This is a genomic window from Bacillus sp. FJAT-49711 (assembly GCF_018343715.1).
Classification (GTDB): domain Bacteria; phylum Bacillota; class Bacilli; order Bacillales; family Bacillaceae_C; genus Lederbergia.
Window position 1 is genome coordinate 373,000 of record NZ_JAGYPL010000002.1, and the last position, 14,199, is coordinate 387,198.

17 protein-coding genes are annotated in these 14,199 nt (G+C 35.6%); 9 read left to right on the forward strand and 8 right to left on the reverse strand.

Going from position 1 to position 14,199, the window contains the following annotated elements; translation table 11 throughout:
• Positions 1-114: 114 nt before the first annotated feature.
• The gene (locus KHA96_RS09440; RefSeq protein ID WP_213129057.1) at positions 115-1,713 is read right to left on the reverse strand and encodes an FMN-binding glutamate synthase family protein; all 1,599 of its coding nucleotides are present in this window, start codon (positions 1,711-1,713) and stop codon (positions 115-117) included.
• Between the two features lie 199 nt (positions 1,714-1,912).
• Here KHA96_RS09440 and KHA96_RS09445 point away from each other — a divergent pair, with 199 nt between their 5' ends.
• Genes KHA96_RS09445 through KHA96_RS09455 form a run of 3 tightly spaced genes read left to right on the forward strand, consistent with a single transcriptional unit; the run spans position 1,913 to position 3,393 of the window.
• On the forward strand, positions 1,913-2,224 hold the full coding sequence (locus KHA96_RS09445; protein ID WP_249315430.1) for a putative quinol monooxygenase: 312 nt from the start codon (positions 1,913-1,915) through the stop codon (positions 2,222-2,224).
• Positions 2,225-2,277: 53 nt separating this feature from the next.
• The gene (locus tag KHA96_RS09450; RefSeq protein ID WP_213129059.1) at positions 2,278-2,691 is read left to right on the forward strand and encodes a DUF1801 domain-containing protein; all 414 of its coding nucleotides are present in this window, start codon (positions 2,278-2,280) and stop codon (positions 2,689-2,691) included.
• Between the two features lie 33 nt (positions 2,692-2,724).
• The gene (locus KHA96_RS09455; protein ID WP_213129060.1) at positions 2,725-3,393 is read left to right on the forward strand and encodes a YdeI/OmpD-associated family protein; all 669 of its coding nucleotides are present in this window, start codon (positions 2,725-2,727) and stop codon (positions 3,391-3,393) included.
• A 300-nt stretch (positions 3,394-3,693) separates the two neighbouring features.
• On the opposite strand, the gene KHA96_RS09460 is transcribed toward KHA96_RS09455, so the two are convergent.
• The 3 genes from KHA96_RS09460 to KHA96_RS09470 form a co-directional block, all read right to left on the reverse strand.
• Positions 3,694-4,119 carry a pentapeptide repeat-containing protein gene (locus KHA96_RS09460; RefSeq protein WP_213129061.1) on the reverse strand — a complete coding sequence of 142 codons (426 nt, stop codon included), beginning with the start codon at positions 4,117-4,119 and terminating at the stop codon, positions 3,694-3,696.
• A 30-nt stretch (positions 4,120-4,149) separates the two neighbouring features.
• Positions 4,150-4,440 (reverse strand): VOC family protein, encoded by a 291-nt coding sequence (locus tag KHA96_RS09465; protein WP_213129062.1) that lies wholly within the window; start codon positions 4,438-4,440, stop codon positions 4,150-4,152.
• A 63-nt stretch (positions 4,441-4,503) separates the two neighbouring features.
• Positions 4,504-5,139 (reverse strand): hypothetical protein, encoded by a 636-nt coding sequence (locus KHA96_RS09470; protein WP_213129063.1) that lies wholly within the window; start codon positions 5,137-5,139, stop codon positions 4,504-4,506.
• Positions 5,140-5,344: 205 nt separating this feature from the next.
• On the opposite strand from KHA96_RS09470, the gene KHA96_RS09475 reads away from it, so the two are divergent.
• From KHA96_RS09475 to KHA96_RS09495, 5 genes are all read left to right on the forward strand, one after another.
• Complete coding sequence (locus KHA96_RS09475; RefSeq protein WP_213129064.1) at positions 5,345-6,565, forward strand: MFS transporter; 1,221 nt, start codon at positions 5,345-5,347, stop codon at positions 6,563-6,565.
• Positions 6,566-6,755: 190 nt separating this feature from the next.
• Positions 6,756-7,037, forward strand: coding sequence for a hypothetical protein (locus tag KHA96_RS09480; RefSeq protein WP_213129065.1), 282 nt, complete (start codon positions 6,756-6,758; stop codon positions 7,035-7,037).
• A 51-nt stretch (positions 7,038-7,088) separates the two neighbouring features.
• Positions 7,089-7,355 carry an alpha/beta fold hydrolase gene (locus tag KHA96_RS09485; protein ID WP_213129066.1) on the forward strand — a complete coding sequence of 89 codons (267 nt, stop codon included), beginning with the start codon at positions 7,089-7,091 and terminating at the stop codon, positions 7,353-7,355.
• On the forward strand, positions 7,345-7,872 hold the full coding sequence (hpt, locus tag KHA96_RS09490; protein ID WP_213129067.1) for a hypoxanthine phosphoribosyltransferase: 528 nt from the start codon (positions 7,345-7,347) through the stop codon (positions 7,870-7,872). Before KHA96_RS09485 ends, hpt begins: the two co-directional genes overlap by 11 nt.
• Positions 7,873-7,996: 124 nt before the next feature.
• Complete coding sequence (locus tag KHA96_RS09495; RefSeq protein WP_213129068.1) at positions 7,997-8,731, forward strand: sulfite exporter TauE/SafE family protein; 735 nt, start codon at positions 7,997-7,999, stop codon at positions 8,729-8,731.
• Between the two features lie 108 nt (positions 8,732-8,839).
• Here KHA96_RS09495 and KHA96_RS09500 read toward each other — a convergent pair whose 3' ends face one another.
• Positions 8,840-9,904, reverse strand: coding sequence for a type I restriction endonuclease (locus KHA96_RS09500; protein ID WP_213129069.1), 1,065 nt, complete (start codon positions 9,902-9,904; stop codon positions 8,840-8,842).
• Positions 9,905-10,260: 356 nt separating this feature from the next.
• Between KHA96_RS09500 and htpG the strand changes: the two genes are divergently transcribed.
• Positions 10,261-12,141, forward strand: a complete 1,881-nt coding sequence (gene htpG / locus KHA96_RS09505; RefSeq protein WP_213129070.1) for a molecular chaperone HtpG — start codon at positions 10,261-10,263, stop codon at positions 12,139-12,141.
• Between the two features lie 267 nt (positions 12,142-12,408).
• Here the strand turns inward: htpG and KHA96_RS09510 are convergent, their stop codons facing one another.
• The 3 genes from KHA96_RS09510 to KHA96_RS09520 all read right to left on the reverse strand — a co-directional run bounded on the left by KHA96_RS09510 (position 12,409) and on the right by KHA96_RS09520 (position 13,999).
• Positions 12,409-12,876, reverse strand: a complete 468-nt coding sequence (locus KHA96_RS09510; RefSeq protein ID WP_213129071.1) for a GyrI-like domain-containing protein — start codon at positions 12,874-12,876, stop codon at positions 12,409-12,411.
• A 126-nt stretch (positions 12,877-13,002) separates the two neighbouring features.
• A complete protein-coding gene (locus KHA96_RS09515) occupies positions 13,003-13,128 on the reverse strand; it encodes an anti-repressor SinI family protein (protein WP_213129072.1) in 126 nt (41 codons plus the stop codon).
• A 172-nt stretch (positions 13,129-13,300) separates the two neighbouring features.
• The gene (locus KHA96_RS09520) at positions 13,301-13,999 is read right to left on the reverse strand and encodes a response regulator transcription factor (RefSeq protein ID WP_249315432.1); all 699 of its coding nucleotides are present in this window, start codon (positions 13,997-13,999) and stop codon (positions 13,301-13,303) included.
• Positions 14,000-14,199: the final 200 nt, after the last annotated feature.

The following is a 14,199-nucleotide window of genomic DNA, read 5'->3' on the forward strand; positions in this document are numbered from 1 at the left end:
ACCGCTAATACAGCAGTTCTTTCTCCTATATTGGAAATAGTGCTAGGCACTTAAACAACTCTGAATGTTCAAAATTGTACCAGAGTTGTTTGAGTGCCTGGCACTCAAACAAATTCAAACAATTTGTTTTTGAATTGCTTTAAGGATGCTCTCTAGGGGATAGACGATTCCTTTGTCATCTTTATACATGATATTTTTAGGAGAAAAGTGGACAGGTGATTCGAGTCCGGCTGCTGCTGAAATGCGAAATAGTCCTTTTCGTAATGTGATTAAGTAGTTTGCAGTACGATACTTTTTTTCATCAATGACTAAGGCCTTCTGTAAATCGGGATCTGTAGTGGCAACTCCGACAGGACAAATATTGGATTGGCATTTCAATGTTTGGATACAGCCAACTGAAATCATAAAACCACGTGCAATATTGATTAAATCTGCTCCCATCGCTAGAGCAACTGCTATGCGATCAGGTGTAAAAAGCTTCCCGGAAGCGATGATTTTCACTCGATCTCGAACCCCGTATTTGTTTAAGGTGCATACAAGAATAGATAGGGCAGACTTAAGAGGCAATCCTACACTGTCAATTAGCTCTTGATATGAAGCGCCCGTTCCTCCCTCGCCGCCATCGACTGTAATAAAATCGGGACCTTTTCCTGTCTCTTTCATATACTTGGCGAGTTCTTCAGCGCTATCATTACTACCAACTACAATTTTTATTCCAACTGGCTTTCCTGTGTGCGCACGGATCTTTTCTATGAATTCACACATAGATACGACATTATCAAATTGGTGAAAGCGGTTTGGGCTATCTACGGCTTTGTATGGCACAACTTTACGAATATCGGCAATTTCGGGATTGACCTTTTCAGCGTCAATATGGCCACCGCGTGTTTTTGCTCCTTGCGCTAATTTTAATTCAAATGCTTTTATTTGTGGAATTTCACTTTTCCTTTTTAATTCATCCCAGTCTAAATCTCCATTTTCATCACGGATTCCAAATAAGGCAGGACCAATTTGCATGATAATACCAACCCCGCCCTCTAAATGATAAGGAGATAGTCCGCCTTCACCAGTATTCATCCATGTTCCTTTCGCAATCGCCAATCCTTTTGATAGTGCTGTTATCGCATTTTTTCCAAGCGCCCCATAACTCATAGCAGACATCCCAATAAGCCCCTTGAGTACAAAAGGATGCTCAGTATTGGGGCCAATGACAACTGCATCGTCATCATGAAGTAAATAAGCAGATGATTCATCTTCTTCCCATTTTTCCTCCCTCTGGGTAAAGAGGGGGTCTTTGATTAACAAATATCGTTTCGTTAATGCAAGTATGTTTTCATCCATCTTCATTTCTTCATTAAGTTTTGGGAACATGTCATTTCTCACATAATAACCTTCTTCTTCAAAATTACGTTTAGAACCGAAACCAACTACATCCCGTTTATATTTTGCACTTTTGACGATATGTTCATAATCGTCCCTTGAAAATGGTCTTCCTTCTGTATCACTATTGAACCAATATTGTCGAAATTCGGGGCCGATTTTTTCCAAAAAATATCTTACCCTACCCAGGAAAGGATAATTTCTTAAAATGGAATGCATTTTCTGTTTTCGGTCAAACATTAATAAAAGTAAAATCGATATAATCAGTCCGAAGAGTACAATTCCGATTAGGAAAAAACTTATAATAATCAAAAGGCTTGCGATAAAATTCATATTTTCCCACCTCATAATGGCTAAAATGACCTAATATTAATATCATCTATGCAAATGGATTTATACAGTTATTAAGCATATTCCTGTGTTATGGAAATTATGAAGGTGAAGGAAGGAGTTTCATGGTTTCCCTAGAATAAAAAATATGTTACGTGAATTTAGACTCTTGTAAGAGAATCTATGAAAAGTGGGGAGGGAAATGAAAGTGAGCAAATTTGCATTGTTTGGTAAACTCTCAGCAAAAGATGGCCAACGCGACGTACTAGTCAATATATTATTGCAGGCTGCAGATTCGATGCGGCAGCTAGAGGACTGTGAAATGTATCTTGTGAATATTTCCCCAGAAGATCCCAATTCGGTGTTTGTTTATGAGGTTTGGATTGATGAAAGTGCCCACCAAGCATCTTTATCACTAGAAGCAGCACAAGCATTAATCCAACAAGCAAAACCAATTATCGCAGGAATGGAGAGAATCGCTACACTTTCACCAAAAGGTGGGAAAGGGATATAAGCTTTTGGTTATTTTTACACGACTATACTTTTCAATAATGGTGATGACTTGTTATGGCTGCATTTAAGAAGAGTAAAAACTCTAATCCCGAACAAGTATCTGAGTATATGTCCAACCTAGAGCATCCACTAAAAAGGGAAATAGAGGAAGTTAGAAATATTATTTTAAGTGCTAACAATCAATTTACTGAACACATAAAATGGAATGCTCCGAGCTTCCAATATAAGAATGAAGATAGGGTTACCTTTAATCTTCATGGTAAAGGCTTTTTTAGATTGATTTTTCATTGCGGTGCAAAGGTGAAAGAAAACAACGTGAAAGAATCTTTCTTAAATGATTCGACTAGTCTATTAGAATGGGTTTCCAATGATAGGGCAATCGTAAAGTTTTCTGATATGAATGATGTAAAAGAAAAGAAAGATAAACTTGTAGAAGTAATAAATAAGTGGATAGAAGTTACGTTTTAGTATTATATTAAGAAAAATTATTGGGGATATAAAATGTCGAAAACAATCGTAGAAAAACTAAACTTAAAAAAGTATGAGGAAGTAGCAGTATTGAATTATCCTGAAGGTGCAGATTATTTAATAGAGTTGGATCATTACGATACGAAACTCAAAAAAAGTAAATATGATTTAATTTTTGCGTTCGTACTGGATATGGATTCTTTTAAAAAGCTTATTTACGAAGTGATTGAAATGAATTTTTTAAATAAAAACGGTTACATTTTTTTAGCGTATCCTAAAAAGGGGAATAAAGTATATCCTACTTTTATCCATAGGGATGAAATATTCTCGGGCATTGGTGTAGACGAACATGGTTATGTTGGAACAAGTAATATAAAATTTGCGCGTATGGTAGGTTTAGATGATGTGTTTACAGTTGTTGGTCTTAAGGAGGATGCTGTAGGCAAGAATAAAACATCTGCAAAAGCAAGTCAACGTGTTGATGATTATATAGAAGAGGTTCCGAATATAGAAAAAGATTTACAAGATACACCGGATTTACTTGCCTTTTTTCAGACGCTCACTCCAGGATACCAAAAAGATTGGGCCCGGCATGTGTATAGTGCAAAACAAGAAACAACAAGAAACAAGCGACGCGAAGAAATGAAAAAGATTCTTTCAGCAGGTTATAAAAGTAGGGAATTGTATCGAAGAGATTATTAATTTAAAAAGAGACCAGGACATAACTATTTCCGACAAAGATAAATCCGAACAATGGGTTGTTTAGTGTATATACCCGCTTCGGAAATATACTTCGCTTTCCGTGGGCGGCTGGCGAGCCTCCTCGCTCGTCCCGTGCGGCGGGGTCTCACCTATGCCTTCCTCCCACAGGAGTCTTCGTATATTTCCTCCGCTAAGTTAGATCATGGTTCGGTCTTTAGGTTTGATTGTTTTAGTTATGTCCCAGCCTCATTTATCTGAAATGCCTTCAATATACAGATAAAGGTATTTATTTTTGTATAATTAGACCTTTGATTCCGAATACACTTTAAGCATTTCTTCTACACTAATACCATTAATTTTCATTCCTTTTACATTACACATGTTAATTTCCACGTTTTCTAAGTTACAATCAGTAATCGTGCTGTCATTAAGGTTGCAGTTTTCAAACTTGAGCGGCCTTTGTTTGGCGTCACGATCATAATTTGGGTGGCCCTCAAGCGGCAAACCAATATTATGAATATATGCGCCTCCTAATTGGGCTCCATCGATTTCAACGTCACTAAGATTAGCATCATTTATGACTAATTTACTTAAATTGGCATTTACTATTTTCGTCTCTGATAAATCAACGTTTTCGAAATAAAGCTTATGTCCGAGTATGCAAGTAAAAGTAGAAGTAGAGATGTCAGCCATATTCAATTCTTGTTTTTGATTTTGTAGATTCATTATTATCATTCCTTTTATTAAAAGTTTTTTTCAAACATCACATTCAACACTACACATATTTCCGTCTATATCATAGAAGTCTAAAAACTTATATCCTCCTTCCTCATCTTGAACATTATGCTTTTTCAACTGCTTGCAAAACTGCTTAATATTTTTAGCTTGAAAACCTACGACACTTTGTAAGACGCCATTTTTAGTGAAATTTGCGTTTGTATCATCATCGCGATAGAAAAGCATCTGTCCAGACGGTAAGTTTACTTGCGCGAGCTTTTCTTCTTTGCTATGCCAAATATAGGGAAAACTAGAACTTCGGTATACCACTTAATGGATGCCGGTATATCTTTCACTGGAAAAGTATTATATAAAATCTTTTCAATCAATTTTTTAGTCCTTTTTCTCAATTTCAACACTTACTACCGTTTTACACTTTTCTGGCGGATAACAGCCCATCGCTGGAAGTATATAGATTTCTCGATGTGCACCTTTTACCTGGTATCCTTTCACCTCCAAATCTTCTTTTATAATTTGAAGGGTTTCCTGCGTATTTTTATAATCGCCGACATGAAGTCTTTGAGCACATAAAGTTGGGCTGTATTTCTTGAATGTAATAGTAGGAAGCTCTTTAACCCGTAAATTCTTTTTAACCCGCTCCATTGCTCTATCGAACATTTCATCTGTCACGCAGTCAGCCACAAGCATCATTTGGTCAACGCTCCATTTATCACTTTCAACTGCTTTATGCCATACAATTTCTGGGGGCATTAACTTAAATTTGTACTCCAGTTCCTTTCTCGTTATCTGTTTAATTTGATTCACAACCTTCCAAGCAAGCCACTTTTCATCTTTTGGCTCAGGTCTTCCATCCCAATTCATATCATAGGAAGTAACCATACTTTGTGAAACGTACTTTAATTCTGGTAATAATTGAATAACTGTTGTTTGAGGCTTTAGTTGATATATTTCTCGGTAGATTTTTCTGTGGTCATGTGTTTTAAGAGTTTTGGATTCAAGTTTTTGCAAGTAAATAACCCCCTTAATAAAATTCTTGTAAACTCTTATATATTAATAGTGGTAAAATAGTCGTATATGCGGCTATAATGGCTAGGTGTATGTTTCATTCATAATTTGTTTTCTTGATTGATAGGAGAAAGTCCTCTATTTATTAAAATTTTTTGCGAATGCTTTTATATAGTGCTGCCTCTTTCTATGAAACTCGTAGAATAAAATGAATGAAGTTAAGTATGTAAACGGATACGAAGTGATTTGGAATGGATGGTGTCCAATGAAGGTAAAAATCTCTATGTTCTATTTATTTCTATATCTTGGCATGGGAAGTTTTATGCCGTTCATGAGTTTATTCTTATCAGAGCGGGGGTTTGATGGTGCCACAATTGGAGTCATTCTTGGGGCAGGATCGTTAACTGGAATCATTGCCCAGCCGGTATTCGGTCTTATTAACGATGCTGCAAAAGATTATCGGACACTGTTGAAGGTTTCTACCTTTCTATCGGCCATTGTCGCGTTCGGTTATATATTTAGCGAGTCGTTTATCCCAATGATTCTTACAGCTATTGTTTTTTCGTTTATCAATACGCCGGCTGGGACTATAGTCGACGCTATTGCAGTTGAAAAAGGTCCATCATTCGGGTTCACTTACGGTCAGGTACGTTTATGGGGGGCATTCGGTTTTGCTGTTGTCACAGTGATAGCTGGGTATGTATACAATTCGATCGGCTATCAATATAGCTTTATTGCATTCGCAATATTTGCCATTATTATGTTTTTGCTCATGTTTACTTTTCCAAAAATGGAGAGGCCGAAAAAAGCCGAAATACTGGGAAAAGAAGGGGTAGGAGCATTATTTCGGAATCGTCACTTTATTTTTTTCTTGATCATTACAATGGTGATTTCAGGAACGGTTACGATGAATTTTAGTTATTTGCCTATTTACTTCCAAAAGTTGAATTATCCAGTCGATCTAGTTGGTTGGAATTTTACGATTGCGGCGATTGTCGAGATACCATTATTCTGGCTCTCGGCAAAACTTATTCGTCGCATTGGCTTGTTTCCAATGCTCGTACTCGGCACATTATCGTACGCGATTAAATATATTGTGATGGGGTTTACGCCGCCCGTCGGTATTGTCTTGTCTGTGCAAGTGTTAGATGGTATCGCATTTGCTTTTTACTTTAGTTCGGTCGTCGAGATTGTAAATTTAATGGCGCCAAGACATGCAAAAGCAACCGCACAAACTATGTTTGCAGCCGCAGGCGGTCTTGCAGGAATTGCAGGGAACGTAATCGGAGGTCTGATCGTTGACTACCAAGGGCCGCAATTTTTGTTCTGGATGATGGGTTGTATTATATGCGTGGGAATTTTATTTTTCATCTTCTTTCCTAAAAAAGGTAGCTATCGTTTGCCGACAGGCAGTGCAGGAGCAGCTTAGAACTTTTTATAAAGCCAATTAACTTTATGCTTAGTTAATTGGCTTTTTTAATAGCTTTGCAAAGAACATGACGAATGACTTCATTCATAAATGACACAACATAGGAAAAGGAATGTCCCGTATTGAAACAACATTAAAACTAGACTATGTGTTTTGTTGATAATGCTTTTTTCATACTTTCACTTATCACTTGCTCATCCATAAAAATATTATATATACGAGTTTTTCGCAAATTCCAAGCTGGGTTGAAAATGATAAGTTAAGCTATAAGTGGTTGATGGAAGTGGCTAAGGATAAAAATGATAAAAAGGCGTTGAAGGATCTTCTTGAAGTCGGTGAACCACCGTATTTAGAAGGATTTCAACATGGGTCTATTATTCGAAAATGGCAATTAAAATACATATCCATGTTTTATAATGGAGGAAATAAAAAATCGGCTGCCTTTTTTTCAGGTCTCAAGATTCTTCCCTAACCGACATATAATTCCCTAGTGAAAGGGTTCAAACTTTCATATTCGGAAAAAATGTTGGATGATATGAATAGCTTTGACTTTTTTAAGGAAGTACCGTCACTCCAATTGCCTGTCTTGTTTATTCATGGTGGAAAGGAAAAGCATGTAATGCCTGAATTGATTCAAAAATATTCCGAGCAGTTGGATGCCCCAGAAGGAAAGCCACTTCTTTGGGCGGATAAATCTTCCCATGCTTTTCATATAGATGACCCACGAGGAAATGAACGAAGGTTGATTGCACATCTTACTAGAAAGAAGGATCTTACTCATGCCTTATGAAATCAATAATGTTATGATTTCCGAAGTAGAAATTAAACGAAGAGTAATGGAATTAGCGGATGAAATAGAAAAGGATTTTAATCACGAACCTATTTTCTTGATTGTAGTCCTCAAAGGTTCGTTCGTATTTGCTGCAGATTTGATCCGTGAAATGAAAGGAGATATAAAAGTTGATTTTATCTCTGTTTCAAGCTATAGCGATCAAACAGAAACAACAGGGAAAGTCAGGCTTCTAAAAGATTTAGATGCGAATATTACAGATCAGAATGTAGTTGTAGTGGAAGACATCATCGACAGCGGTCTGACACTTCATTTCCTGCGCGATCATTTAAAGATGCATAAACCGAAGCATATTAAAATCTGCACTTTGTTGGATAAGCCGGAAAGAAGGAAGATTGACTTGCCCGTCGACTATGTTGGTTTCGTCATTCCGGATGAGTTCATTGTCGGCTACGGAATAGATTATGCTGAAAAGTATAGGAATTTACCCTATATTGCAACGGTGAAAGAAATATAAGCCAACTGTCTTTCAGTTGGTTTTTTGCTTTATAAGGAATTCTTATGTATTTATATAATTATTATCAAATTTACTTATTACGAAATCCGTACTATCCTTAAGGTGAACCAAGGAGGTGCGGGGTATGGAGTATATAATGCTTTTTATTATTGGTGTTTGTGCAACCACCGTTGGGACATTAGCAGGTGGAGGAGGGTTCATCAGTTTTCCAGCAATGCTGATTTTAGGGATGCCTGTTCATTCAGCCATCGGCGCTAACAAAGTATCAAACACAATAAGTTCATTCTCTAGTTTTTTTCATTTATATAAAAAGAAAGAAATATCATTAAAAGAGTCTTTTTGGATTATTCCAGTCAGTCTTGGCGGTGGATTGAGTGGAGGATACATTGCTTCAAAAATATCTGGAGAGCATCTATTCATTATCGCTGTCATTCTATTAATATTTGCATTTGTCACTTCTTTTAAAGGAAAGGGCAGTTTTACAGGTGAAAATCATTTAAAGATGGATAAGTTTAGTATCCCTGGACTGTATGGCATCGGAATATACGATGGGCTTTTTGGTCCTGGACAAGGAACATTAATGTTTTATTTATTTGGTTTTCTAAAAATCTCTTATATCCAAGCTGTGGGACTTGTCCGCCTCGCAACGTTTTCAAGCTGCTTCGGTGCAGCCATTTCGTACATTGCTGCTGGAAAAATCATTTGGCCACTTACGGTCGCACTTATGCTGGGATCCTTAACAGGAGCTCAAATTGGAGTTCGCATTGCGGAGAAGCTAAAACCTCAATACGTAAAACCAGTTTTACGAATCGTGACTGTTGCGCTTATTATTCATATGGTGGTGGATCAAGTATTTTAGTGAAAAAGATCCACATATATTCTTCATAAATAAGAATAAAAAGTCAAATGGCGCTAGGAATCTCAAAACTCCTTAGCGCCTTACTTTTTGCTGAAACTTTTATTTCCTTTATTTAAACAGTTCCGCAGTCTTTAATATTAGACTCTTCGATTCAAGTAAATCTATTGGCCTTTCAAACTCAATGACTGTACGATCCTTATCGTTTGGGGCATCGTTTAAAACAATAAAGTTACGATTTCTTTCGAAGAATACTCGCATAAGCCATTTACGAATATTATCGTCAATCAATATATTAAAGTAACTTTTATTATCCCTATAAAAAATTCTTTCAGGAGAAATTATCCCATTCAATATAACTTTTGCCACCGTGTAACTTTCTAGCTCTTCATCTGTGGTTACAATTTCAGGCACTTCTGGTATCTTCTCTAGTTTTTCCTCCACAACATTTTTATGTTCAGTTGTAGATTTTAATGCTGCACTAAGTTTATCATTAACTTGTTCATTAACAATTTGCTTTAATCCTCTTTTAATTATAGGAGTAAACTTTTCTATAGTAGATTTGGTTTTGATTCCATCGTAAATTTCACCTGCTAAAAACCTTACAAAATATTCTGATGGATCGTCGAATTGTTTAGAAAGAAATACTTTCAGAGCATTTAAATATTTTAACTCAGAAGCATTACTTGTTATTTTATCTACATCAAAACTTTCTTTTCGAAATTTATAAATTTCATTTATATGGATATCCTTTAATTCAGTAATCTTAAAAGTGAAGAACGGTGTTGTATCCATCTTATTCGGTTCTTCGAGGTCAGTAAAAAATTTATATTCAATACCATTTGTTAATATCCCGAACTTAGAAGTTGTAGTACCAAAATATCGAAATAATTGGGAATCATGTTTTGTTAACACTTGGGATATTGATTTACATTCAATCAGAATCACTGGATGACCGTCTAATAATATTGCAAAATCAACTTTTTCTCCTTTTTTAATTCCAACATCGGCTGTGAATTCGGGATTGAATTCAGTAGGGTTGAATACGTCGTACCCAAGAATTTGAAAAAAAGGCATAACAATCGCAGTTTTTGTAGCTTCTTCTGTCGTAATGGATGGCTGAAGAGTTTCGACCCTTTTGGCTAACATTTTTAATTGCTCTGTAAACTTCTCCATAAAAGACCCCTCCTAGATTTAATTTAAATATTTTTTCTCCCGAATATAGGGAATAATCAACTATTAAAAAAGATATTTAAATCGATTAGGCGATGTAAGGTTTACTTTAGAAGGAAGGTGTCTATTTTCATGAGTTGTTTATTTCTTGTTACTATTTGCCTAGTACAATTATCATACCATATTTTTAGAATTTAATGAAAATAATATCAATTTTACAAATATTTCACCGCAATACTTTAACTAGATGGATAAAAAGTATATTTTTTTATTTATCATTAGCACTCGTTGTCACAGAGTGCTAAAATAGATATGTCTATTTAATAATTATTTTTATATGATTGAAAGGAGACTTATTCATGGAAAAAAAGCTATTCCAAGCAGAATCTAAAAGGCTATTGGAAATGATGATTAACTCCATTTATTCTCAGAAGGAAATTTTCCTAAGGGAGTTGATCTCCAATTCTAGTGATGCCATCGACAAAATTTATTACAAAGCATTGACGGATGATTCGTTAAGCTTTGACAAAGACAGCTACTACATAAAAGTGACGGCAGATAAAGAAAACAGAATGTTAAAGGTGACCGATACTGGTATCGGAATGACGAAAGAAGAGCTCGAAACGAATCTTGGAATTATTGCAAAGAGTGGCTCTCTTGCATTCAAAACTGAAAATGAATTAAAAGATGACCATGATATTATTGGTCAATTTGGTGTTGGGTTTTATTCAGCTTTTATGGTAGCTGACGAAGTTACTGTCATTAGTAAAGCTTTAGGAAGTGACGAGGCGTACAGATGGCATTCAGATGGAGCAGATGGATACACGATTGAGCCATTTGAAACAGAATCAGTCGGTACGGAAATCACATTAAAAATTAAAGAAAATACAGAAGAAGAACAGTATGACGAGTACTTAGAAGAGTATGGTTTAAAATCAATTATAAAGAAATACTCTGACTTCATTCGTTATCCAATCAAAATGGATGTTACCGAAAGTAAGCTAAAAGAAGGCACTGAAAATGAGTACGAAGAAATTAAAGAAGAACAGACCATCAATAGTATGGTGCCGATTTGGAGAAAAAATAAAAGTGAACTGACTGATGAGGATTACGAGAATTTTTATTCAGAGAAGCACTATGGCTATGACAAGCCATTAGCACATATTCATACAAGTGTCGATGGAGCTATTCGTTACAATGCCATTTTATATATTCCTGAAAAAACGCCTTTTGACTACTATTCTAAGGAGTATGAAAAAGGGTTGGAATTGTATTCAAATGGCGTACTGATTATGAATAAATGTGGGGATCTGCTTCCTGATTATTTCAGCTTTGTAAAAGGAATGGTCGATTCACCTGATTTATCTCTCAACATCTCAAGGGAAATTTTACAGCATGACCGTCAATTGAAGCGAATCGCGAATAATATAAGTAAAAAGATTAAAAGCGAATTGCAAAGCTTATTAAAAAACGATCGGGACAAGTATGCTACATTTTATGATTCCTTCGGCAGACAGCTGAAATATGGCGTATATAGTGATTACGGAATGAATAAAGAAACATTGCAGGATTTGTTAATGTTCTATTCTTCCAAAGAGAAAAAGCTTGTCACATTGGATGAATACGTTTCTAGAATGCCTGAGGATCAGAAATATATTTATTATGCTTCTGGTGAATCAATTGAAAGAATTGAAAAGTTGCCGCAAACAGAATTAGTAGCGGACAAAGGTTATGAAATTTTATATTTCACGGAAGATATTGATGAGTTCGCTATTAAAATGTTGATGAACTATAAAGAAAAAGAGTTCAAATCTGTATCTAGCAGTGATTTAGGAATTGACGCCGCAGATAAAGAAGACAAATCGGAGTCAGAAGAGAGGGCTGACAAAGATCTTTTCAACGAAATGAAAAATATTCTGTCAGATAGAGTGAAGGACGTAAGAGCGTCAAAAAGATTGAGATCTCATCCTGTGTGCTTCTCAACAGATGGCGAAGTTACAATCGAAATGGAAAAAATCCTCAATGCTATGCCAGATAATCAAAACATCCAGGCAGAAAAGGTATTGGAAATCAACACTCACCATGAGGTCTTCCAATCCTTAAAAGAGGCATTTGAAAAAGATAAAGACAAATTATCACTATATACAAATTTATTATACAATCAAGCTCTACTAATCGAAGGCTTGCCAATTAAAGATCCAGTCGAATTTACAAATGACATATGTAAAGTGATGCTTTGATTAAAAAGAGGCTGGGACATAACTAAAACAATCAAACCTAAAGACGAACAATGATCTAACTTAGCGGATGAAATATACGAAGACTCCTGTGGGAGGAAGGCATAGGTGAGACCCCGCAGCTCGGGACGAGCGAGGAGGCTCGCCAGCCGCCCACGGAAAGCGAAGTATATTTCCGGAGCGGGTATATGCACTAAACAACCTATTGTTCGGATTTATCTCTGTCTGGAATAGTTATGTCCTGGTCTCTTTTTTGAAAAGAACTTTATTTTATTTACTCCACTGTTTTTCCTGTAATTGGGAAAGTATATTAGCATTAAACTTGCTCTCTTCTTCACCAAAGTAAAAAACTTCTAAAGAAACTCCTTTCGAATTTAGGACCTTATTATTTTCTTTTAAGCAACTGTTAATTATCTCGTATGGATTTTCACCTGTTGATCGATATTTAATATACTGCATGGCTGGTACAGTAAAGCCGATCATTCCGTTTGGAGTTTTTTCTAGCGGCGTAACTTCCATGCAATAAATATAAGTGAATAAATTATCATTTGAGAAATGGACACAAGTATATGTCGTTTCATCTGCGATATTTTCAATCTCGCTTCTTCTATCCATGAATATTTTGCGTACCTCAGCAATTCCTGTAATGTTTTGGAAAGAAGCTGTTACGGAGATTCCAATATAATTTTTATCACATAATTGGACGACGTCAATGTTCTCGCGAATCAGTTCTTCCAATTCTCCTTATTTTTGATTTATTACTTTTCAAGGATTTATTCGATTAATTGTATACAATATTCCTCTTCCGACAAAAAACTTCCTGAAACAAAATTACATTTTAGGAAGTTAGAAAATCTTAATATATTATTGTCCGCACACTATTTTTCTCTGTAGCTCCAATTTCTCTTTTAAAAATTCTCTTACCTCCTTAGTGGTTAGTCCTAAATGTTTTGCTTGCAGGATAAGCACTGTCCATTCTTGATCTAACATACTCCCTTTTTCACTCCCAAAAACTATTTTTTCTAAAAGGACGGAGGATCGCCATTTTTATATGAATAGCATATCCTACTAAGGTTAGAACTGAGTTAAAAAGGTAAGAAAACTGTATTCCTTTTTTCGACATAAAAAATGGAATCAGCACAATGTATGTCTGATTCCATTATCAATTACCGCGCCACCCTTTATTATCGCTTTCAGTTGAGAACTTATAACCAAATCCTCTTACTGTTTGGATGTATTTTGGATAACGTGGTTCGTCTTCAATTTTTCTTCTTAACGTACTTAAATGGACAAGTACCGTTTTTAGCTCAGCTTCAGAATCTATTCCCCAAATCACTTCATACAGCTGTTCCGCACTGAATACTTGATTAGGGTGTTCAGCCAAATAAAAGAGCAGCATTCTTTCTTTAGTAAAAAGTTCTACCCTTTCTCCTTTTTTATGTACACTTTTATCATTAAAATTCAAAGTTAAATTTCCTAACGTCAAAACATTAAAATTGGTTAAACCGCTTCTTCGAATATTAGCCTTTATTCTTGCAACCACTTCAGGTGGATCGAAAGGCTTTATAATATAATCATCACAGCCAATTTCAAAACCTCTTACAATCGTACTCTTCGTACTTTCGCCAGTAATAAAGATAAGAATCCCATTAGATATTTCTCTATATTTTCTAGCAAGCTCAAATCCATTTTTATCGGGTAGATGGATATCAAGCAATACAATATGGGGGGTCACTTCTTCTATTAAGCGTACTCCATCTGCCGCATTTAAAGAGGAATAAACAGTAAATCCTTCTTTTTCTAAAAATAAACGCAGTATTTCAACAATGGAGAATTCATCCTCGATAATTAATACATTCAATGATCCATCCCCCTTCCATTTATCAATACTATTGAATAAGACAGAAATAATTCCAATTTTTAAAAGTCTATGAATATAAGGAGATAGTGAAAGATTCCCGTGTGGCAATTCTAGTGCTTAATGACTATATATCATTACTATATCATACTTTTGTTAATCCGATAAATCCCATGGTAGGCAAAAAGTGGTAATATATAGGG